A 19,334-nucleotide genomic window follows, 5' to 3' on the forward strand; every position below is an offset into this window, starting at 1 on the left:
GAGACCGCCACGGGGCGGGCGGGGCCACCGGTGTGACTGTCTGCTGATCCGATCGGGGGACGTGCCCGCCCTGCTCCGCCGGGTCGGTGGCGGGCGCTGAACTACGCTCGTACACGCCCGTGCGGAGCCCCCCGCGGGATCGGCTCGTGCGCAGGTGGACGGGAGTGTGGCCCGTGACGGATCAGGCGGTGGCAGCGGCCGGCAGCCGGCAGTTCTACGGCCGGCAGCGGGAGTTGAAGGCCCTCCGCGCCGACATCGAGCGGACCGGCCTGGACACCCTCACCGGCCGCAAGGAACCCCGCGCACGCGTCCTCCTCGTCGCCGGGCGGCCCGGCTCCGGCCGGACCGCGCTCGCCGAGGAACTGATCGCCTCGGTCGCCTCCCGCTACCCCGACGGCGTCTACCGCACCCGGCTCACCGAGCCCGGCGGCGAACCCGTCCCCACCGCCCGGGCCGCCCGCGAACTCCTCCGCGACCTCGGGGTCGCGGAACCGCCCGGCGCCGCCGAGGACGAGCTGACCGAACTGGTCCGCGCGGCACTCGGCGGGCGCCGCGCGGTGCTGCTGCTCGACGACGCCGTCGACGCCGAGCAGGCCGAGCCGCTCCTGCCGGACCATCCCGACGCCCTGGTCGTCGCGGTCGCCCGGGGGCCGCTCACCGGGATCCCCGACGTCCGGCCCTGCACCCTCGGCGGGCTCGACCCGAAGTCGGCCATCGAGCTGCTGACCTCCTCCACCGGATCGGTCCGCATCACCGTCGACCCGCAGGCCGCCGAGGCCCTGGTCGAGGAGTGCGGCGGCCTGCCCGGCGCGGTGGTCCTGGCCGGCGGCTGGCTGGCCGGCCGGCCCGAGACCTCCGTCGCCGACCTCGCCAAGCGGCTGCGCGGCCAGAACGGCGACCCCCTCACCCGCGCCTTCCTCCTCGCCCACCAGGCGCTGCCCCAGCCGGCCGCCCGGATACTGCGCTACCTGGCGCTCGCCCCGCTCGGCCGGGCCGACGCCCACACCGCCTCGGCCCTGGCCGGCTGCTCGGTCCAGGCCGCGGCGACCACCCTCGCGGACTTCGCCCGCCTGGGCCTGGTCACCGAGACCGGGGACGGCGAGTACGAGGCCCCCGGCCATCTCGTCCCCCTCCTCCGCGCCCAGCTGGAGGAGCGCGACCGGCCCGCCGAGGTGCAGCTCGCCCGGGCCCGGATGCTGGAGCGGACCGTACGGCTCCTCCAGTCCTGCCGTGCGGTCACCGAACCCGAGGGCTCCCCGGCCCGGCGCAAACTCGCCGGTCTGCCGCGCGCCCTGCGCTTCGCCACCCCCGAGGAGGCGGCCCGGTGGCTCGCCTCGCGCCGGCCGGCCCTCCTCGCCTGCGCCCGGATGGCCGTCGCCGACGGCGAGCTGGACACCCTCGCCCGCCGGCTCATCGCCTCCCTGGTGCGGGCGCTCACCGCGCACGGCGGCGCCGAGGCCGCCGCCCCCGACCTCTACGGGCTGCACCGGCTCGTCCTCGACGTGGCCGAGCGGCGCGGACTGCACCGCGAGCGGGCCGCGGCCCTGCTCAACCTCGGCGACCTCGACGCCCGGACCGGCCGCACGAAGGACGCTCTGCTGCGATATCGGTTGGCATGGGAGGCGGGAAGGCAAGCAAATGATCCGTACGCCACCGGTCGCGCAATGGAATCCGTAGGAGGCAGCTACCAGGAGCTCGGCGACTGGCAGCGGGCCGGCGACTGGTACGGCCGCGCCCTCGCCCAGCGCCTCGCCCACGACGAGCGGGCCGACCAGGCGCGCCTCTACACCCGGCTCGGTGCCGTGCAGACCTACGCCGGACGGTACGGCGAGGCCCTCCGGCACTGGCGGGCGGCCGCGGCCGGATACCGCAGGCTCGGCGATCTCCCGGGCCACGCGCGGGCGTTGAGCGAGGCGGCGCGGGTGCAGGAGTACGCGGGCCGCCCGGAGGAGTCGCTGCGGACCTGCGAGGAGGCGGTCGAGTGGGCGCGCCGTGCCCGGGACACCCGGCTCCAGGCGGCGCTCCAGCTCCGGCTCGCCGACACGCTCGACCGGCTCGGAGACCCGGCCGCGGCCCGGCTGCACCGGGCCGCGGCGGACCGTCTGCTGGAATCCGAACGCTCTGCCTACGAAATCCGCAGTGGGTCCGCTGAAGATTAGTACTTTGAAAGGCTAGACAGCGGGAACTCCTTCATTAGACTGGTTCTGCCGCGTTCGAGCGTGGTCTGCCCCGGTGCGCCGCAGTGCATCCGGGTATGTATCGCAGTGCACCAGTTATCCCCCTGATTCAAGGACCGTGATCGACGATGAAGGTCGGCATCCCCCGCGAGGTCAAGAACAACGAGTTCCGCGTGGCCATCACCCCCGCCGGTGTCCACGAGCTCGTCCGCAACGGCCACCAGGTCTTCATCGAGCAGAACGCCGGCGTCGGCTCCTCGATCACGGACGAGGAGTACGTCGCCGCGGGCGCCGAGATCCTCGCCACCGCCGACGAGGTCTGGGGCACGGCCGACCTGCTCCTCAAGGTCAAGGAGCCGATCGCGGAGGAGTACCACCGCCTCCGCAAGGACCAGACGCTCTTCACCTACCTGCACCTGGCCGCCTCCAAGGAGTGCACGGACGCCCTCCTGGAGTCCGGCACCACCGCCATCGCGTACGAGACGGTCGAGACCGCGAACCGCGCCCTCCCGCTGCTCGCCCCGATGTCCGAGGTCGCGGGCCGCCTGGCCCCGCAGGTCGGCGCCTACCACCTGATGCGCTCGGTCGGCGGCCGCGGCGTCCTCCCCGGAGGCGTCCCCGGCACCCACGCCGGCAAGGCCGTCGTCATCGGCGGCGGCGTCTCCGGCTGGAACGCCACCCAGATCGCCGTCGGCATGGGCTTCCACGTGACCCTGCTCGACCGCGACATCAACAAGCTCCGCGAGGCCGACAAGATCTTCGGCACCAAGGTCCAGACGGTCGTCTCCAACGCCTACGAGCTCGAGAAGGCCGTCGTCGAGGCCGACCTCGTCATCGGCGCCGTCCTCATCCCGGGCGCCAAGGCCCCGAAGCTGGTCACCAACGAGCTCGTCGCCAAGATGAAGCCCGGAAGTGTCCTTGTCGACATCGCGATCGACCAGGGCGGCTGCTTCGAGGACTCGCACCCGACCACCCACGCCGAGCCGACCTTCCAGGTCCACAACTCGGTCTTCTACTGCGTCGCCAACATGCCCGGCGCGGTCCCGAACACCTCCACCTACGCCCTCACCAACGCCACGCTGCCCTACATCGTGTCGCTGGCGAACAACGGCTGGGCCGAGGCGCTCCGCCGCGACGCCGCCCTCGCCCTGGGTCTCAACACCCATGACGGCAAGGTGGTTTACAAGGAGGTCGCCGAGGCGCACGGCTACGAGCACGTCGAGCTGAGCGCCCTCATCGGCTGACCCCGAAGGGACCGTCGACGGCCCGGGCGCCGACCCCGTCAACGCCCGCCGTCAATGTCACGCACCCGGCCGGACCTTGTTCGACAAGGTCCGGCCGGCTGTGTCTCCGGCCACGCCAAAACGTTCGGTCAACTCGCGTCGAACGTAACCCTTTAACCGTTTCGCACACCCCTGAAACGTGTGGATGCATCGTTGCGCGCCCTTGACAGAGGCGTGTTCGGTTGCCGACACAACGGGCCGGGTCCGGGCGATTGTGTTGCTGCGGACCGGTGACACGCCATAGAGTCGCCAACCGTCGGCATGGTGCCACGCTGACAGATCGATAAATGTTCCTGGTCACATCCAAGGAGGTAAGACGACTTGTGAATAAGTCGACATTTACTCCCGGGAGCGGTGCGCCAGGTGCCCCGGTCGGCTCCGTCGCGGTGCGGACCTTCGCGACGCACCAGCCCATGACGACAACCCACACGCTGAAGACGATGGACGGCCTACACGTGAACGCCACGGCCGGCAACGAGATGGGCCGAGAGTCCACCCACTTCGCCGCCTACGACGAGCTGCCCGAGGGGCACTTCTACGACCCCGACGCCGAGTACGAGCCCGACCCGGAGTACGCGGCCACCCTCGCGCCCGACGCTGCCCGCCAGCGCCGCGAGCGGATCGGCCCCACCGGACGGCCGCTGCCGTACTTCCCGATCCCGGGCCCGCTGACCGACCACGGCCCCGCCAAGATCATCGCGATGTGCAACCAGAAGGGCGGCGTCGGCAAGACCACGTCGACCATCAACCTGGGTGCCGCGCTCGCCGAGTACGGACGGCGGGTGCTGCTCGTCGACTTCGACCCGCAGGGCGCCCTGTCGGTCGGCCTCGGCGTGAACCCGATGGAGCTCGACCTCACCGTCTACAACCTGCTCATGGAGCGGGGCATGTCGGCGGACGAGGTGCTGCTCAAGACGGCGGTCCCCAACATGGACCTGCTGCCGAGCAACATCGACCTCTCCGCCGCCGAGGTGCAGCTGGTCTCCGAGGTCGCGCGCGAGTCCACGCTCCAGCGCGCCCTCAAGCCGCTGATGAACGACTACGACTACATCGTGATCGACTGCCAGCCCTCGCTCGGCCTGCTGACCGTGAACGCCCTGACGGCGGCCCACAAGGTCATCGTCCCGCTGGAGTGCGAGTTCTTCGCGCTGCGCGGTGTCGCCCTGCTGACCGAGACCATCGAGAAGGTCCAGGAGCGGCTCAACCCCGAGCTGGAGCTCGACGGCATCCTCGCCACCATGTACGACTCCCGGACCGTGCACTCCCGCGAGGTACTCGCGCGCGTCGTCGAGGCCTTCGACGACCACGTGTACCACACGGTGATCGGCCGGACGGTGCGCTTCCCGGAGACCACGGTCGCCGGCGAGCCCATCACCACGTACGCCTCCAACTCCGTGGGCGCCGCCGCCTACCGCCAGCTCGCCAGGGAGGTGCTCGCCCGGTGTCACGCCGAGTGAGTCTGCCCGGAGCCGACGAACTCTTCCGTACGACCGGGGGGATGGCGCTCCAGGCGTCCTCGCCCCGCCGAACCGTTCCCGCTCCGGCGGGAGAGAGCGACACGGCTGCCGGAGCGGACGGCGGTGCCTCCGCCGAGCACGCGGCGGCCGACTCGGAGGCGGCCGAGCCGCGCGCCCGGGAGACCGACCAGGTGCCCCCGCAGCCCGCCCCCGTGAAGGCGGCCGCCCAGGCGGCCGCTCCCGCGCGGCGCCGCGGCCGGACCACCAACCGGCGCCCCAGCGGGCGGGAGCGCCACGACGAGAAGATCACGGTCTACGTCTCCGCCGAGGAGCTGATGGACCTGGAGCACGCGCGCCTGGTGCTGCGCGGCGAGCACGGCCTCGCCGTCGACCGCGGCCGCATCGTCCGCGAGGCCGTCGCGGTGGTCCTGGCGGACCTGGAGTCCCGGGGCGACGCGAGCATCCTCGTCCGCCGTCTGCGCGGCCGCTGACGGTAGCCTGCGGGCGGCACCGCCCCCGCACCCCTGGAACCGCCCCCGATGCACCGCCACGCTGACGAAACGTCCCGCCCGCCGCGCCGCCGCGCGCTGGGGCGGGGCGGCGGGCTCCCGGACGGCGGTTCCGGAGCCGTACCGACGCCGGAGCCGGAGCCCGGGCCCCTTCTCCCGGCCGAGCCGGAGCCCGGGCCCTCCCTCCCCGCCGGGGCGGCCTCCGAGGCCCCCGCGGCCCCCGGGGGCGATTCCGGTCCTTCCGGTCCCGGTCCCGAGGCGGGCCCCGCGCCGGAGTCCGGGGGCGGCCCTGAGGATGGTCCCGAAGCCGAAGCCGAAGCCGGGTTCGAGGGCGGGTCCGGTCCCGAGGCCGAGACCGGGGCCGGCGCGGAGGCCGGGGCCGGCGACGGGCGGTTCACCGTGCGGCTCGCCAATTTCGAGGGGCCGTTCGACCTGCTGCTCCAGCTGATCACCAAGCACAAGCTCGACGTCACCGAGGTCGCCCTCTCCCGGGTCACCGACGAGTTCATGGCCCACATCAGGAACCTCGGGCCCGACGGTGACCTCGACCAGACCACCGAGTTCCTGGTCGTCGCCGCCACCCTGCTCGACCTCAAGGCCGCCCGGCTCCTTCCCGCCGCCGAGGTCGAGGACGAGGCCGACCTGGCCCTCCTGGAGGCCCGGGACCTGCTCTTCGCCCGCCTCCTCCAGTACCGCGCCTACAAGCGGATCGCCGAGATCCTCGCCGACCGCTGGGAGGCGGAGGGGCGGCGCCACCCCCGGACCGTCGGCCTGGAGCCGCACCACGCCGAGCTGCTGCCCGAGGTCGTCCTCTCGATCGGCGCCGAGGGCTTCGCGAAGCTCGCCGTGAAGGCCATGCAGCCCAAGGCCGTGCCGCAGGTCTACGTGGACCACATCCACGCCCCGCTGGTCAGCGTCCAGGAACAGGCGGGGATCGTCGCCTCCCTGCTGCGCGGGCGCGGCACCGCCACCTTCCGGGAGCTGGTCGAGGACGCCGGGGACACCCTCACCGTCGTCGCCCGCTTCCTCGCCCTCCTGGAGCTCTACCGGGAGAAGGCCGTCGCCCTCGACCAGGAGGACCCGCTCGGCGAGCTCACGGTCTCCTGGACCGGCGGCGACGGGGAGACCCTCGTCACGGCAGAATTCGACCAGGAAGCACCGGAGCCCGCATGAGCGACCTCAAGCCCGCCCTCGAAGCCGTCCTCATGGTCGTCGACGAGCCCGCCGCCGAGGCCCACCTCGCCAAGGTCCTCGACCGCACCCCGCGCGAGGTCGCCGACGCCCTCCACGAGCTGGCCGACGAGTACACCGCCGACGGGCGCGGCTTCGAGCTGCGCCGGGTCGCCGGCGGCTGGCGCTACTACACCCGGCCCGCCCACGCCGCCGCCGTCGAGGCCTTCGTCCTGGACGGCCAGCAGGCCCGGCTGACCCAGGCCGCACTGGAGACCCTGGCGGTGGTCGCGTACCGCCAGCCGGTCAGCCGGTCCCGGGTCTCCGCGGTCCGCGGCGTCAACTGCGACGGCGTGATGCGCACCCTCCTCCAGCGGGGTCTCGTGGAGGAGGCGGGCGCGGAACCCGAAACAGGTGCGATCCTGTACAGGACGACGAACTACTTCCTGGAGCGGATGGGCCTGCGCGGCCTGGACGAGCTCCCGGAGCTCGCGCCCTTCCTCCCCGAGGCGGACGCGGTCGAACCGGACTCCCTGGAAGGCGTTCCGTCGTTCGATCCCGACAGGGACGAACCAGCGGACGAAGAGACGACGGAAGCGTGATGCGAAGCAGCAGCGGCAGGAACAGCGGAAGCAACGGCGGGAGCCGTGGTGCCAAGAGCGGCGGCCGCGGCAACAACTACCGGGGAGCGGGCAACGGCCGCGACGAGCGCGGCCAGAGCGCCGGCCGCCCCCGCAAGGCCCGCCCCGAGGAGCGCACCTACGACGTGAGCATGCCCTCCGACGGCGCCAAGGGCGGCCAGGCCCCCCGCAAGGGCCGTGGCGAGGCCGCCCGCGGCGGCGCCAAGGGCGGCCCCCGGCAGTCCCCGAAGCAGCAGCCGCAGCGGGGCGGCCGCACGGCCCCGGCGCGCTCGCGCGAGTACGAGGCCAGGACCGAGGAGCGCAACCGCGAGCGGTACGCGAACAGGCCCGAGGTCAAGACCCCGAAGACCTTCCCGGGCGCCGAGCAGGAGGGCGAGCGCCTGCAGAAGGTGCTGGCCCGCGCCGGCTACGGCTCGCGCCGCGCCTGCGAGGAGCTGGTCGAGCAGGCCCGCGTCGAGGTCAACGGCGAGATCGTCCTCGAGCAGGGCCTCCGCGTGGACCCGGAGAAGGACGAGATCCGTGTCGACGGCCTGACCGTCGCCACCCAGTCGTACCAGTTCTTCGCGCTGAACAAGCCGGCCGGCGTCGTCTCCACCATGGAGGACCCGGACGGCCGCCAGTGCCTGGGCGACTACGTCACCAACCGCGAGACCCGGCTCTTCCACGTCGGCCGGCTCGACACGGAGACCGAGGGCATCATCCTGCTCACCAACCACGGCGAGCTGGCCCACCGCCTCACCCACCCCAAGTACGGCGTGAAGAAGACCTACCTGGCCGCCATCACCGGCCCGCTGCCCCGCGAGGTCGGCAAGCGGCTCAAGGACGGCATCGAGCTGGAGGACGGCTACGCCCGCGCCGACCACTTCCGCGTGGTCGAGCAGACCGGCAAGAACTACCTCGTCGAGGTCGTGCTGCACGAGGGCCGCAAGCACATCGTGCGCCGCATGCTCGCCGAGGCCGGCTTCCCGGTCGAGAAGCTGGTCCGCACCGCCTTCGGCCCGATCGGCCTGGGCGACCAGAAGTCGGGCTGGCTGCGCCGCCTGTCCAACACCGAGGTCGGCATGCTGATGAAGGAAGTCGGCCTGTAGGGCTTCCGGCACCGGAGGGGCCCGTGGCCCGCGCGATCCGCGCGGACCACGGGCCCCTCGGCTTTCCCGGGCCCCTCGGCTTTCCCGGGGGTGCCCGCTTTCCCGTGGTTCTCCGGGCTTCTCCGCGCGCCTCCGGGGGCTCCCGGATGTCCCCGGTCCTTCCCCGGGCTGCTTTCCGGCCTTGTGCGCAAGCCCTCCCCGGTTTTATAGTCATAGTGACTCTTAAAGGGGTGGGGGAGGAGTCCTCCGGCCTTCCCGCCGCCCGGGGGCGCGGACCTGGACCCACGGGGGTGGACCAGGCCGGCGACCGCGACGGCGGGGAGGACGGGTCCCGCCCCCGCCCGTACCTTCCGGCCCCTGGAGGCGACCGCATGAGCACGCGCCTCGGCCACGGCCTCGTCCCCGGCAGGTTCTGTCCGCCGCACGCCGGCCACCACCACCTCGTCCGCGCCGCCCACGACCGCTGCGCGCGCGTCACCGTCCTCGTCCTCGGCTCCGCCGCCGACCCGCTGCCGCCGGCCGAGCGGCTCGCCTGGATGCGCGAGCTCCACCCCGAGGCCCTGGTCCTCGGGGCGGACCTCGCCGGCCCGGGCACCCCCGCGTTCCTGGCCGCCGTCGAGGCCGCCGTCCGCGAACCCGTCGACGCCGTCGTCACCTCGGCGCCCTACGGCGACGAGCTCGCCCGCCGCCTCGGCGCCGTCTCCGTCCGCGTCGACCCCCGCCACCGCGTCCACCCCGTCTCCACCGCCGCCGTCCGCGCCGACCCGGCCGGCTGCTGGGACCGGCTGGCCGCCCCCGTCCGGGCCGCCCTCACCCGCCGGGTCGTCGTCCTCGGCGGCGGTTCCACCGGCACCACCACCCTCGCCCGCGCCCTCACCGACCACTACCGGCGGCGCGGCGGCGTCTGGGCGCGCACCCGGTGCGTGCCCGACCCCGGCCCCGGAGGCGGGCGCGGGCGGCGGTACGAAGACGGCGCCGGGTACGAGGAGAAGGCCGGGTACGGCTGCGGACCGGTGCCCGGGGCCGGCCCCGGACCGCGCTCCGCCGACTTCGCCGTCCTGGCCCAGGACCGGGCCGAGCGCGAGGAGGAAGCGGCCCGCGCCGGCTCGCCCGTCCTCGTCTGCGACACCGACGCCCTCACCGCCGCCGTCCGCCACGAGCGGTGCCTCGGCACCGCCGACCCCGGCACGAGCGCGGTCGCCGCCCGCGGCCGCCACCACCTCTGGCTGCTCACCGACCACCGGGGCGTCCCCGCCGGGGACGGCGACGCGGACGGCCTCAGGGCCTGGGCCACCGCCCGCCTCCTCGCCCGGCTCACCCGCACCGGCCGCCGCACCGCCGTCCTCACCGGCCCCCACGAGGAACGCCTCGCCACCGCCGTCGCCGCCGTCGACGCCCTCCTCGCCGAGGGCGCGCACCTCACCGAACCCCTCCCGGAGCGACGATGAACATCCCCGAGGGGTACGACCCCCGGGCCTTCGAGCCCTTCGCCGTCACCGTCGACCTCGCCGTCCTCACCGTCCGCGCCGACCGGCTGCACGCGCTCCTCGTCCAGCGCGGCCAGGAGCCGTACGCGGGCTCCTGGGCGCTCCCCGGCGGCTTCGTGCTGCCCCGCGAGTCCGCCGGGACCGCCGCCCGCCGCGAGCTCGCCGAGGAGACCGGACTGTCCGGCGCCACCGTCGCCGGCCTCCACCTCGAACAGCTCCGCACCTACACCGAACCGGACCGCGACCCGAGGATGCGGGTCGTCTCGGTCGCGTACACGGCGCTCGTCCCCGACCTGCCCGAGCCGCGCGGCGGCGGCGACGCCGCCGAGGCCCGCTGGCTGCCCTACGACGAGGTCCCGCCGCTCGCCTTCGACCACGGCCGGATCCTCGCCGACGCCCGCGAACGCGTCGGCGCCAAGCTGGAGTACACCTGCCTCGCCACCGCCTTCTGCCCGCCCGAGTTCACCCTCGGCGAGCTCCGGCAGGTGTACGAGACGGTCTGGGGCGTCCCGCTGGACCGCCCCAACTTCCGGCGCAAGGTCCTCACCACGCCCGGCTTCGTCGAGGCCGTGGAGGGACCGCCGCGCCGCACCGGCGGACGGGGGAAACCGGCCGCGCTCTACCGGGCGGGAGGGGCCACCGCCCTCCACCCGCCACTGCTCCGACCGGAAGGACGCACCGCATGACCAAGCAGGCCGCGACGGGGACGCTGATGGGGCTGGCGCTGGGGGACGCCCTCGGCCGGCGCACGGAGTTCTCCGACGTCCCCACGATCACCAGGTGGTACGGGCCCTGGCGAGAGCTCGCGCTGCCCGAGGACGGCAAGATCACCGACGACACCCAGATGACGCTCGCCGTGGCGCGGGCGCTCCGTGCCTGCCAGGAACGCGGGGTCGCCGGGCCGGACCGGTTCGCCGACGAGCTGCGCAAGGAGTTCGTCGACTGGTACCGCTCGCCCGAGAACAACCGGGCCCCCGGCCGCACCTGCCTGACGGCGTGCGGGCTCCTCATGACCGACCGCGTCTGGCAGGACGCCAGCCAGATCGACTCCAAGGGCTGCGGCGCCAACATGCGGGTCGCGCCCCTCGGGCTGCTGCGCGTGCACGGGGAGTTCGCGGCCGGCGCCGCCCAGCTCCAGGCCGCGCTCACCCACGGGCACCCCACCGGGCTCGCCGCCTCCGACCTCACCGCGCGGGCCGTGTGGCTGCTCGCCCAGGGCGTCGACCCGACCGGGCTCGTCGGGCAGCTGCGCTCGTACGCCTATGAGAACCGCGACCGGTACCACGAGCGGTGGCTCGGCGACCTGTGGACCCGCTCCCAGGACCCCGACGCCCTGCACTTCGTCCGGCGCGGCTGGGACGAGTGCCTCGCCGTCCTGGAGCGCCTCGACGCCGTGCAGCGCACCGCCGACCCGGAGCTCGACCCCTGTACGTACACGGGCGACGGCTGGATCGCGGAGGAGGCGCTCGCCACCGGGCTGCTCTGCTTCCTGCTCTTCCCCGGCGAACCGCTGACCGCGCTGCGCCGGGCCGCCTGCACCCGGGGCGACTCCGACTCGATCGCCGCCCTCGCCGGCGCCTTCGCCGGGGCCCACCTCGGCGCCGCCGCCTGGCCGGAGGAGTGGACCGCGCGGATCGAGCACCGGGACGAGCTGCTGGCCCTCGGCGCGCTCTGGGACGCGTGAGCGGACTCTGGGAGGCTTGGGCCCCATGACGCTCACCCTCGACGCCCACACGGCCGAACTGACCTCCGTGGTGGCCGGGGAACCGGACCCGCTCCTCTTCGCCACGGTCTCCGGATCCCACCTCTACGGCTTCCCGTCCCGCGACTCCGACGTGGACCTGCGGGGCGCCCACCTGCTGCCCGCGGAGGCGCTGGTCGGGCTCCGCGAGCCGGAGGAGACCCGGGGCCGGACGGGGGACGTGAACGGCGTCGAGACGGACCTCGTCACGCACGACCTGCGGAAGTTCGCCCGGCTGATGCTGCGCCGCAACGGCTACGTCCTGGAGCAGCTCACCTCGCCGCTGGTCGTGCACACCACCCCGGTCCACGCCGAGCTCACCGCCCTGGTGCCCGGGGTGCTCACCAGCCACCACGCCCACCACTACCGGGGCTTCGCCGCGACCCAGTGGCGGCTCTTCGAGCGGACCGGCGAGCTCAAGCCGCTGCTCTACACCTACCGGGCGCTGCTCACCGGCATCCACCTCATGCGCTCCGGCGAGGTCCAGGCCCACCTGCCGACCCTCGTGGGGGAGGTGCCGGAGGCCCCGGCCCGGATCCCCGACCTGGTCGCCGCGAAGACGGCCGCCGAGCACGGCGCCGCCGAGGTCCCGGCGGAGGACGTCCGGGCCGAGGTGGAGGCGCTGCACGGCACGCTCGACGCGGCGCGCGCGGCCTCAGGGCTGCCGGACTCCGTCCGGGCCGGTGACGCCCTCCACGACCTCGTCGTGCGCGCCCGGCCGGACGTCCTGCAGGGCTGAGGCGCGCCGGGCGCGGACCAGGAGGTCCTGCACGCGCGCGTGGTCGGGGGCCGGCGGGAGCGGGGACACGGCCAGCGCGTCGTCGGCCTCGTCCTGGAGGCGGTTCATCCAGGCCTCGACCTCCGCCCACCCGAGCTCGCCGCGCTTCACGGCGAGCAGCCGCTCCCGGTCCCCGCCCACCTCGATCCGCAGCTCGCCGGTGCGCAGCAGGTCCCGGCAGCTGGAGAGCAGCCGCAGCAGGTGCATGGCGTGCTTCCAGCGCGGATGCCCGTACTGGCGGACGTCCGCCTCCAGCTTGCGGCGCTGGCCCCCGGCGTAGCGCACGAAGGTGCCGTGGGCCTGGCGGGAGAGGAAGGCGCCGCGCAGGGCGAGCAGCTCGTCGCCCCACGCGGTGGTGTGGGTGACGAGCGGCGAGTGGAGGCACTCCAGGACGTTGGGGTTGTTGCGCAGCGCCAGCTCGCAGAAGCGCTCCAGCTCCCAGCTGAACTGCTCCGGGGCGGGACCCTCCACGTGCGCCGGGGGCTTGTCGAAGAGCCAGAAGAGCGGCGTCGGGGCGAGGTAGACGCCCCGCACGTCGGTGTCGCTGTCCTCGGTCGCCAGACCGAAGGCGCGCGAGCCCATCACACAGGCGTAGACGGTGTGCTCGCGCACCAGCGCCTCGGGGGACATGTCCATGGCGGCCAGGCTACGCGAGGGTGATCGTGCCCCCGGAGACGGTGATCTCCTCGGCGGGCAGCGGCCGCGGCGCGGGCCCGGCCTCCACCGCCCCGTCGGTGATGGCGAACCGCGAACCGTGGCAGGGGCAGTCGATCGTGCCGTCCGCCACCTTGCTCACCAGGCAGTTCTGATGGGTGCAGATCGCCGAGAACGCCTTGAACTCGCCCTCCACCGGCTGCGTCACCACCACCTTGCGGTCCTTGAAGACCGTGCCGCCGCCGACCGGGATCTCCGAGGTGCTCGCCAGCGGGGTGCCGGCCGGGCCCGTCGCGGAGGCGGAGGCGGTGTCCGAGGGGGCGGCGGCCCCGGGTGCCGTGGTCGCCGGGACGCCCGACCGCGTACCGCCGTCGCCGCCCTCCCCGCCGTCCGAGCCGCAGCCGGTGGCGGTCGCCGCGGTCGTCAGGGCCGCCGCGGCGAGCAGGACCGTCCGGCGGGGTGTCGTCCGTGAAGTCATGCGGTCCACCTTCCCGCCGGCCGCGCCGCCGGTCCCGCAACACGCCGGGCCCGGCCTACACCCAGGGCGCCAACTCCCTCGCACGGCCGTCCGGGTCCCGCAGCACCTCCAGGACGGCGGTCACCGCGGCCCGCTCGACCGGCCCGTACACGTGCGGGAAGAGCCGGTCCTCCGAACCCTCCCAGCGGACCTCCCCGGACAGCCGCGACTCGTCGATCACCAGCACCAGGAGCGGGCCCGGCACGTCCCGGTAGTGGGCGTCGGCGATCGCCAGCGCCGTCCGCTCGTCCGGCGAGCAGTGCGTGAAGCCCTCCGCGGCGAGCGACGGCGGGGCATAGGGGAGAGCGGGGTCCGCGGACCACGCGGACCACTCGTCGAAGGGGATCAGGTGGAGCAGCATCCGCCCTTTCTACCCGCTCGCCCGGCCCCGCCTACTCCGGGTGGCGGAACGTCACCGTCTGGGTGAGATTGAGGAGGCCCCCAGCGGGCCCTCACCGGACGAAAGGCAGAACCATGGCGGGTAACGATCTCGGCAGTCTCCTCGGCTCCCTGCTCGGCGGGGGCGGCGGCCAGGGCGGCGGAGGCGCCGGCGGCATCCTGGGCTCCCTCCTCGGCGCGCTCGCCGGCGGCGGCCAGAGCGGCGGCGCGGGCACCGCCGCGGGCGCCGCCGGGGGACAGAACCCGCTCGGCGGCCTCCTCGACCTGCTCGCCAGGTCCGGCCTCGCCGACCAGGCCCAGTCCTGGATCGGCACCGGCGAGAACAAGCCCGTCGACGGCGCCCAGATCGCCCAGGCGCTCCCCGACGACACCCTCCGGAAGGTCGCCCAGGAGGCGGGGGTCACCCCGGAGCAGGCCGCCGACCGGATCGCGCAGTCGCTGCCGCAGGCCGTCGACAAGCTGAGCCCCGGCGGAGCGCTGCCGCAGGGCGGATCGCTGGAGGACATCATCCGGGCACAGAAGCTCTGAGCGGTCGCCTGCCGCCCTTCCCGCGTGCGCCCGTCTCGTGAGGCGGGCGCACGCACGCGTGCCCGAAGGGGCTGACTAGGCTGGGCCCTTGCCCGTTGCGCGCAACGGGCAAGGGCCCAGCCCCACGAACCCCCGCGCCCCAAGGACACCCCCGTGAGAACAGCGCTCGTCATCGGAACCGGACTGATCGGCACCTCCGCCGCCCTCGCCCTCGCCGGCCGGGGCGTCACGGTCCACCTGCGCGACCACGACCCGGCGAGCGCCCGGACCGCCGCCGCGCTCGGCGCGGGAACCGACGCCGAACCCGAGGGGCGGGTCGACCTCGCCATCGTCGCCGTGCCGCCGGCGCACGTCGCCGCCGCGCTCGCCGAGGCCATGCGCGCGGGGGCCGCCCGCGGCTACCTCGACGTCGCCAGCGTCAAGGGCGGGCCGCAGCGGGAGCTGGAGGCGATGGGCCTCGACCTCACGCCGTACATCGGCAGCCACCCGATGTCCGGCAAGGAGCGCTCGGGCCCGCTCGCCGCCACCGCCGACCTCTTCGAGGGCCGGCCCTGGGTGCTCACCCCGACCCGGACCACCGACACCGAGGTCCTCAACCTGGCGCTGGAGCTCGTCGCGCTCTGCCGCGCCGTGCCCGTCGTGATGGACGCCGACGCGCACGACCGCGCCGTCGCGCTCGTCTCCCACACCCCCCAGCTGGTCTCCTCGATGGTCGCGGCCCGGCTGGAGGAGGCGGAGGAGTCGGCCGTACGGCTCTGCGGACAGGGCATCCGGGACGTCACCCGGATCGCCGCGTCCGACCCGCGCATGTGGATCGAGATCCTCTCCGCCAACCCCGGACCGGTCGCCGACGTCCTCTCCGGCGTCGCCGCCGACCTCGACGAGACCGTCCGCGCGCTCCGGTCGCTCCAGTCCGAGGACGAGGAGAAGCGGCGGGACGGCGCCGAGGGGGTCGAGGACGTGCTGCGGCGCGGGAACGCCGGGCGGGCGCGGGTTCCGGGCAAGCACGGCGCGGCGCCGGCCGCGTACGAGACCGTCGCGGTGCTCATCAGCGACCGGCCGGGGGAGCTCGCCCGGATCTTCGCGGACGCGGGGCGTGCGGGGGTCAACATCGAGGACGTGCGCATCGAGCACGCGACCGGGCAGCAGGCGGGGCTCGTGCAGCTCATGGTCGACCCGCAGGCCGCCCCCGCCCTCTCCCACTCCCTCCAGTCCCAGGGCTGGTCCCTCCGCACCCCCTGACCTCCGCACCCGTCGGCACGGGGCCCTGTGCCGCACCTTCCGTGCGCCCGCGCCCGGCGGGACGGGGCCCCGTTCCCCGCGGCGACGGCGTCCCGTGCCGCACCCCGTGTGGGCAGGCGTCCCGCAGGGGCCCCATCGCCCCGGCGGAACGCACGCCCGCAACGGAACGGCGGGCGCGGCGCCGCGGACCGGGCGGGGGCGGGGGAAGCGCGGGGGCCGGAGGGGGGTGGGGACTCGGTAACCTTGTAGGGGTTCCGGGCTGCCGCCGGGACCGCCACCCACCCAGGAAGGTCACCCTCACCGTGGAATCCGTGATCGTCGCCATCGACGGCCCCTCCGGCACGGGAAAGTCGAGCACCTCGAAGGCGGTCGCCGCCAAGCTGGGGCTGAGCTACCTGGACACGGGCGCCCAGTACCGGGCGATCACCTGGTGGATGATCGGCAACGGGGTGGACGTCCACGACGCCGACGCCGTGGCCGACGCCGCCGGCAAGCCCGTCATCGTCTCCGGCACGGACCCGTCCCGGCCGACCATCACGGTCGACGGCGTCGACGCCTCCGGCCCGATCCGGACGGAGGCCGTCACCTCCAAGGTCAGCGCGGTCAGCGCCGTCCCCGAGGTCCGCGCGCTCATCACCGAGCTCCAGCGGACGATCGCCCGCGAGGCCGAGCACGGCATCGTGGTGGAGGGCCGGGACATCGGCACGACGGTCCTCCCCGACGCCGACCTCAAGGTCTTCCTCACCGCCTCGCCCGAGGCCCGCGCCGCCCGCCGCTCCGGCGAGCTCAAGGGCGCCGACGTGCGGGCGACCCAGGAGGCCCTGGTCAAGCGGGACGCGGCGGACTCCAGCCGCAAGACCTCCCCGCTCGCCAAGGCCGGTGACGCCGTCGAGGTCGACACCACCGAGCTCACCCTCGACCAGGTCATCGAGTGCGTCGTCACCCTGGTGGAGGAGAAGCGGGCGGGCGGCAAGTGACCGGACCCTCCGCGCAGGGGGCCGCCGTCGGCCGCCGCATCGGCATCGGGCTGATGTACGGCTTCTGGAAGCCGCGCGTCCTCGGCGCCTGGCGGGTCCCGGCCTCCGGCCCCGTCATCCTCGCGGTCAACCACGCGCACAACATCGACGGCCCCATGCTCATGGGCACCGCCCCGCGCCCGATCCACTTCCTGATCAAGAAGGAGGCGTTCGTCGGGCCGCTGGGCGGCTTCCTGGAGGGCATCGGGCAGCTCAAGGTCGACCGGGACTCCACCGACCGGAAGGCGATCGGCGACGCGCTGGGCGTGCTGGAGCAGGGCGGCGTCCTCGGGATCTTCCCCGAGGGCACCCGGGGAGAGGGCGACTTCGCCTCGCTCCGCGCCGGCCTCGCCTACTTCGCGGTCCGCAGCGGCGCCCCGATCGTCCCGGTCGCGGTGCTGGGCAGCACCGACCGGCCCGGCCGGCTGGTGAAGGGGCTTCCGGCCCTCCGCAGCCGGGTGGACGTCGTCTTCGGAGACCCCTTCGAAGCCGGCGACGGCAGCGGCCGGCGCACCCGCAAGGCGCTGGACGAGGCCACGCTCCGGATCCAGGAGCACCTCACCGACCACCTGAAAAACGCCAGGCGTCTCACCGGGCGCTGAGCGACACTCTCAGTAGTGGCCCCCACGGCTCCGGCCGGACGGGACCACCGACCACGAATGATCAAGGAACGGACTTCATGAACGACCAGCACGACCACGGGGCACTTGGCGACGCCGAGTACGCGGAGTTCATGGAGCTCGCCGCGGAAGAGGGCTTCGACGCCGAGGACGTCGAGGAGGCGATCGAGGAGGCCGGTCACGGCCCGCTCCCCGTCCTCGCCGTCGTCGGCCGTCCGAACGTCGGCAAGTCGACCCTGGTGAACCGCATCATCGGGCGCCGCGAGGCGGTCGTCGAGGACAAGCCGGGCGTCACCCGCGACCGCGTCACCTACGAGGCCGAATGGGCCGGCCGCCGCTTCAAGGTCGTCGACACCGGCGGCTGGGAGCAGGACGTCCTCGGCATCGACGCCTCCGTCGCCACCCAGGCCGAGTACGCCATCGAGGCCGCCGACGCCTGCCTCTTCGTCGTGGACGCCACCGTCGGCGCCACCGACACCGACGAGGCCGTCGTCAAGCTGCTCCGCCGCGCGGGCAAGCCGGTGGTCCTCGCCGCCAACAAGGTCGACGGCCAGTCCGGCGAGGCCGACGCGGCCACGCTCTGGTCGCTGGGCCTCGGCGAGCCGTTCCCGGTCTCCTCGCTCCACGGCCGCGGCACCGGCGACCTCCTCGACGAGGTCCTGCGGAAGCTGCCCGAGGCCCCCGAGCAGACCTTCGGCAAGGCCGTCGGCGGTCCCCGCCGCATCGCCCTCATCGGCCGCCCCAACGTCGGCAAGTCCTCCCTGCTCAACAAGGTCGCCGGCGAGGACCGCGTGGTCGTCAACGAACTGGCCGGCACCACCCGTGACCCGGTCGACGAGCTCATCGAGCTCGGCGGCGTGACGTGGAAGTTCGTCGACACCGCGGGCATCCGCAAGAAGGTCCACCTCCAGGCCGGCGCCGACTACTACGCCTCCCTCCGCACGGCCGCCGCCGTCGAGAAGGCCGAGGTCGCGGTCATCCTCATCGACACCACCGACAACATCTCGGTCCAGGACCAGCGGATCATCACGATGGCCGTCGAGTCCGGCCGCGCCGTCGTCATCGCCTACAACAAGTGGGACGAGCTCGACGAGGAGCGCCGCTACTACCTGGAGCGCGAGATCGAGACCGAGATGCAGCAAGTCTCCTGGGCGCCCCGGGTCAACGTCTCCGCGAAGACCGGGCGCCACATGGAGAAGCTGGTCCCGGCGATCGAGACCGCCCTCGCCGGCTGGGAGACCCGCATCCCCACCGGCCGGCTCAACGCCTTCCTCGGCGAGCTGGTCGCCGCCCACCCGCACCCGATCCGCGGCGGCAAGCAGCCCCGCATCCTCTTCGGCACCCAGGCCGGCACCAAGCCGCCGCGGTTCGTGCTCTTCGCCTCCGGCTTCCTGGAGGCCGGCTACCGCCGCTTCATCGAGCGCCGGCTGCGCGAGGAGTTCGGCTTCGAGGGCACCCCGATCCACATCTCGGTCCGCGTCCGCGAGAAGCGCGGCAGGAAGAAGTGACCCGAGCCGGGTGACGGCCGAGGGCCGGAGTCGCACCGCGCGACTCCGGCCCTCGGCCGTTCTCCGTGGCCCCGCCCGCTCAGAGGCTCCTGCGCGGCCCCGGCGGCAGTGCCGCCTGCGGGGGGTGCTGCTGCGCCGGCCAGGCCGGCGGGGGGTACGTCCCCTGCGGGGGGTGCGGGCCCCCGGGGAAGCCCGAGAGGCCCGTGCCGCGGGCCGTGCCGAAGGCCCGGAACGCCAGCCCCTCCTCGCCGCTGCGGTCGCCCGGAAGCGTACGGAAGGACCGCAGGTACTCCGAGTACAGGGCGTCGAAGATCGGCGTCGCCGAGTGCCCGGCCGGAAGGTCCGGCGCGGGGCGCATGGCGGGGATCGGACTCGGATACGGCGGGGGGAAGGGCTCGTATGCGTGCACGTAGGTGCCAACGACCCCGCCGACCGTCGGATGCGGGCGGCTCTCCGAAAGAGGGGCCCGCCGGGGGCGCGGCACGGCCGGCACCCGTGACGGGCGCGCCGGCCCTATCC

The 19,334-nt window shown here is 74.3% G+C and carries 20 protein-coding genes; 16 read left to right on the forward strand and 4 right to left on the reverse strand.

Features of this window, described 5'->3' with window-relative positions; genetic code table 11:
• Positions 1-173: 173 nt before the first annotated feature.
• The 11 genes from IE287_RS15150 to IE287_RS15200 all read left to right on the forward strand — a co-directional run bounded on the left by IE287_RS15150 (position 174) and on the right by IE287_RS15200 (position 12,292).
• The gene (locus tag IE287_RS15150; protein ID WP_229883506.1) at positions 174-2,159 is read left to right on the forward strand and encodes a tetratricopeptide repeat protein; all 1,986 of its coding nucleotides are present in this window, start codon (positions 174-176) and stop codon (positions 2,157-2,159) included.
• A gap of 146 nt (positions 2,160-2,305) precedes the next feature.
• Positions 2,306-3,421, forward strand: a complete 1,116-nt coding sequence (ald, locus tag IE287_RS15155) for an alanine dehydrogenase (RefSeq protein ID WP_189849573.1) — start codon at positions 2,306-2,308, stop codon at positions 3,419-3,421.
• 452 nt (positions 3,422-3,873) lie between these two features.
• Positions 3,874-4,917 carry a ParA family protein gene (locus tag IE287_RS15160; protein ID WP_226651714.1) on the forward strand — a complete coding sequence of 348 codons (1,044 nt, stop codon included), beginning with the start codon at positions 3,874-3,876 and terminating at the stop codon, positions 4,915-4,917.
• Positions 4,902-5,408 carry a hypothetical protein gene (locus IE287_RS15165; RefSeq protein WP_189849574.1) on the forward strand — a complete coding sequence of 169 codons (507 nt, stop codon included), beginning with the start codon at positions 4,902-4,904 and terminating at the stop codon, positions 5,406-5,408. The genes IE287_RS15160 and IE287_RS15165 overlap by 16 nt, the downstream gene beginning before the upstream one ends.
• Positions 5,409-5,825: 417 nt before the next feature.
• Complete coding sequence (locus IE287_RS15170; RefSeq protein ID WP_373307851.1) at positions 5,826-6,599, forward strand: segregation and condensation protein A; 774 nt, start codon at positions 5,826-5,828, stop codon at positions 6,597-6,599.
• Positions 6,596-7,198 carry an SMC-Scp complex subunit ScpB gene (gene scpB / locus IE287_RS15175; RefSeq protein ID WP_189849576.1) on the forward strand — a complete coding sequence of 201 codons (603 nt, stop codon included), beginning with the start codon at positions 6,596-6,598 and terminating at the stop codon, positions 7,196-7,198. Before IE287_RS15170 ends, scpB begins: the two co-directional genes overlap by 4 nt.
• On the forward strand, positions 7,198-8,325 hold the full coding sequence (locus IE287_RS15180; protein ID WP_189849577.1) for a pseudouridine synthase: 1,128 nt from the start codon (positions 7,198-7,200) through the stop codon (positions 8,323-8,325). Before scpB ends, IE287_RS15180 begins: the two co-directional genes overlap by 1 nt.
• A 371-nt stretch (positions 8,326-8,696) precedes the next feature.
• Positions 8,697-9,773 (forward strand): AAA family ATPase, encoded by a 1,077-nt coding sequence (locus tag IE287_RS15185; RefSeq protein ID WP_189849578.1) that lies wholly within the window; start codon positions 8,697-8,699, stop codon positions 9,771-9,773.
• Complete coding sequence (locus tag IE287_RS15190; RefSeq protein WP_189849579.1) at positions 9,770-10,498, forward strand: NUDIX hydrolase; 729 nt, start codon at positions 9,770-9,772, stop codon at positions 10,496-10,498. Before IE287_RS15185 ends, IE287_RS15190 begins: the two co-directional genes overlap by 4 nt.
• A complete protein-coding gene (locus IE287_RS15195) occupies positions 10,495-11,496 on the forward strand; it encodes an ADP-ribosylglycohydrolase family protein (RefSeq protein ID WP_189849580.1) in 1,002 nt (333 codons plus the stop codon). The genes IE287_RS15190 and IE287_RS15195 overlap by 4 nt, the downstream gene beginning before the upstream one ends.
• 25 nt (positions 11,497-11,521) lie before the next feature.
• The gene (locus IE287_RS15200; RefSeq protein WP_189849581.1) at positions 11,522-12,292 is read left to right on the forward strand and encodes a nucleotidyltransferase domain-containing protein; all 771 of its coding nucleotides are present in this window, start codon (positions 11,522-11,524) and stop codon (positions 12,290-12,292) included.
• On the opposite strand, the gene IE287_RS15205 is transcribed toward IE287_RS15200, so the two are convergent.
• Genes IE287_RS15205 through IE287_RS15215 form a run of 3 tightly spaced genes read right to left on the reverse strand, consistent with a single transcriptional unit; the run spans position 12,209 to position 13,863 of the window.
• Positions 12,209-12,961 (reverse strand): nucleotidyltransferase domain-containing protein, encoded by a 753-nt coding sequence (locus IE287_RS15205; RefSeq protein ID WP_189849838.1) that lies wholly within the window; start codon positions 12,959-12,961, stop codon positions 12,209-12,211. The two genes, IE287_RS15200 and IE287_RS15205, sit on opposite strands and share 84 nt — an antisense overlap.
• Before the next feature lie 16 nt (positions 12,962-12,977).
• Positions 12,978-13,463, reverse strand: a complete 486-nt coding sequence (locus IE287_RS15210; protein ID WP_189849582.1) for a Rieske (2Fe-2S) protein — start codon at positions 13,461-13,463, stop codon at positions 12,978-12,980.
• A 55-nt stretch (positions 13,464-13,518) separates the two neighbouring features.
• Positions 13,519-13,863 (reverse strand): DUF952 domain-containing protein, encoded by a 345-nt coding sequence (locus IE287_RS15215; protein WP_189849583.1) that lies wholly within the window; start codon positions 13,861-13,863, stop codon positions 13,519-13,521.
• A gap of 113 nt (positions 13,864-13,976) precedes the next feature.
• On the opposite strand from IE287_RS15215, the gene IE287_RS15220 reads away from it, so the two are divergent.
• The 5 genes from IE287_RS15220 to der all read left to right on the forward strand — a co-directional run bounded on the left by IE287_RS15220 (position 13,977) and on the right by der (position 18,815).
• Positions 13,977-14,429, forward strand: a complete 453-nt coding sequence (locus tag IE287_RS15220) for a YidB family protein (RefSeq protein ID WP_189849584.1) — start codon at positions 13,977-13,979, stop codon at positions 14,427-14,429.
• Positions 14,430-14,582: 153 nt separating this feature from the next.
• Complete coding sequence (locus tag IE287_RS15225; protein ID WP_189849585.1) at positions 14,583-15,671, forward strand: prephenate dehydrogenase; 1,089 nt, start codon at positions 14,583-14,585, stop codon at positions 15,669-15,671.
• A gap of 302 nt (positions 15,672-15,973) precedes the next feature.
• Positions 15,974-16,648, forward strand: a complete 675-nt coding sequence (cmk, locus tag IE287_RS15230; protein ID WP_189849586.1) for a (d)CMP kinase — start codon at positions 15,974-15,976, stop codon at positions 16,646-16,648.
• Positions 16,649-16,701: 53 nt separating this feature from the next.
• The gene (locus IE287_RS15235) at positions 16,702-17,289 is read left to right on the forward strand and encodes a lysophospholipid acyltransferase family protein (protein WP_189849839.1); all 588 of its coding nucleotides are present in this window, start codon (positions 16,702-16,704) and stop codon (positions 17,287-17,289) included.
• A 77-nt stretch (positions 17,290-17,366) separates the two neighbouring features.
• Positions 17,367-18,815: a ribosome biogenesis GTPase Der gene (gene der, locus IE287_RS15240; RefSeq protein ID WP_189849587.1), complete on the forward strand. Its 1,449-nt coding sequence runs from the start codon at positions 17,367-17,369 to the stop codon at positions 18,813-18,815.
• 79 nt (positions 18,816-18,894) lie between these two features.
• On the opposite strand, the gene IE287_RS15245 is transcribed toward der, so the two are convergent.
• Complete coding sequence (locus tag IE287_RS15245; protein ID WP_308436868.1) at positions 18,895-19,173, reverse strand: hypothetical protein; 279 nt, start codon at positions 19,171-19,173, stop codon at positions 18,895-18,897.
• Positions 19,174-19,334: the final 161 nt, after the last annotated feature.

Source organism: Streptomyces omiyaensis, assembly GCF_014650895.1.
In the GTDB taxonomy this organism is placed as follows: domain Bacteria; phylum Actinomycetota; class Actinomycetes; order Streptomycetales; family Streptomycetaceae; genus Streptomyces; species Streptomyces omiyaensis.

What these genes read in the sequence shown, in the direction of transcription:
- ald (WP_189849573.1), top strand. Translation starts at nt 2,306, where the DNA reads ATGAAGGTCGGCATCCCCCGCGAGGTCAAGAACAACGAGTTCCGCGTG.
- IE287_RS15160 (WP_226651714.1), top strand. Translation starts at nt 3,874, where the DNA reads ATGACGACAACCCACACGCTGAAGACGATGGACGGCCTACACGTGAAC.
- scpB (WP_189849576.1), top strand. Translation starts at nt 6,596, where the DNA reads ATGAGCGACCTCAAGCCCGCCCTCGAAGCCGTCCTCATGGTCGTCGAC.
- IE287_RS15180 (WP_189849577.1), top strand. Translation starts at nt 7,198, where the DNA reads ATGCGAAGCAGCAGCGGCAGGAACAGCGGAAGCAACGGCGGGAGCCGT.
- IE287_RS15185 (WP_189849578.1), top strand. Translation starts at nt 8,697, where the DNA reads ATGAGCACGCGCCTCGGCCACGGCCTCGTCCCCGGCAGGTTCTGTCCG.
- IE287_RS15190 (WP_189849579.1), top strand. Translation starts at nt 9,770, where the DNA reads ATGAACATCCCCGAGGGGTACGACCCCCGGGCCTTCGAGCCCTTCGCC.
- IE287_RS15195 (WP_189849580.1), top strand. Translation starts at nt 10,495, where the DNA reads ATGACCAAGCAGGCCGCGACGGGGACGCTGATGGGGCTGGCGCTGGGG.
- IE287_RS15200 (WP_189849581.1), top strand. Translation starts at nt 11,522, where the DNA reads ATGACGCTCACCCTCGACGCCCACACGGCCGAACTGACCTCCGTGGTG.
- IE287_RS15205 (WP_189849838.1), bottom strand. Translation starts at nt 12,961, where the DNA reads ATGTCCCCCGAGGCGCTGGTGCGCGAGCACACCGTCTACGCCTGTGTG.
- IE287_RS15210 (WP_189849582.1), bottom strand. Translation starts at nt 13,463, where the DNA reads ATGACTTCACGGACGACACCCCGCCGGACGGTCCTGCTCGCCGCGGCG.
- IE287_RS15215 (WP_189849583.1), bottom strand. Translation starts at nt 13,863, where the DNA reads ATGCTGCTCCACCTGATCCCCTTCGACGAGTGGTCCGCGTGGTCCGCG.
- IE287_RS15220 (WP_189849584.1), top strand. Translation starts at nt 13,977, where the DNA reads ATGGCGGGTAACGATCTCGGCAGTCTCCTCGGCTCCCTGCTCGGCGGG.
- IE287_RS15235 (WP_189849839.1), top strand. Translation starts at nt 16,702, where the DNA reads ATGTACGGCTTCTGGAAGCCGCGCGTCCTCGGCGCCTGGCGGGTCCCG.
- der (WP_189849587.1), top strand. Translation starts at nt 17,367, where the DNA reads ATGAACGACCAGCACGACCACGGGGCACTTGGCGACGCCGAGTACGCG.
- IE287_RS15245 (WP_308436868.1), bottom strand. Translation starts at nt 19,173, where the DNA reads ATGCGCCCCGCGCCGGACCTTCCGGCCGGGCACTCGGCGACGCCGATC.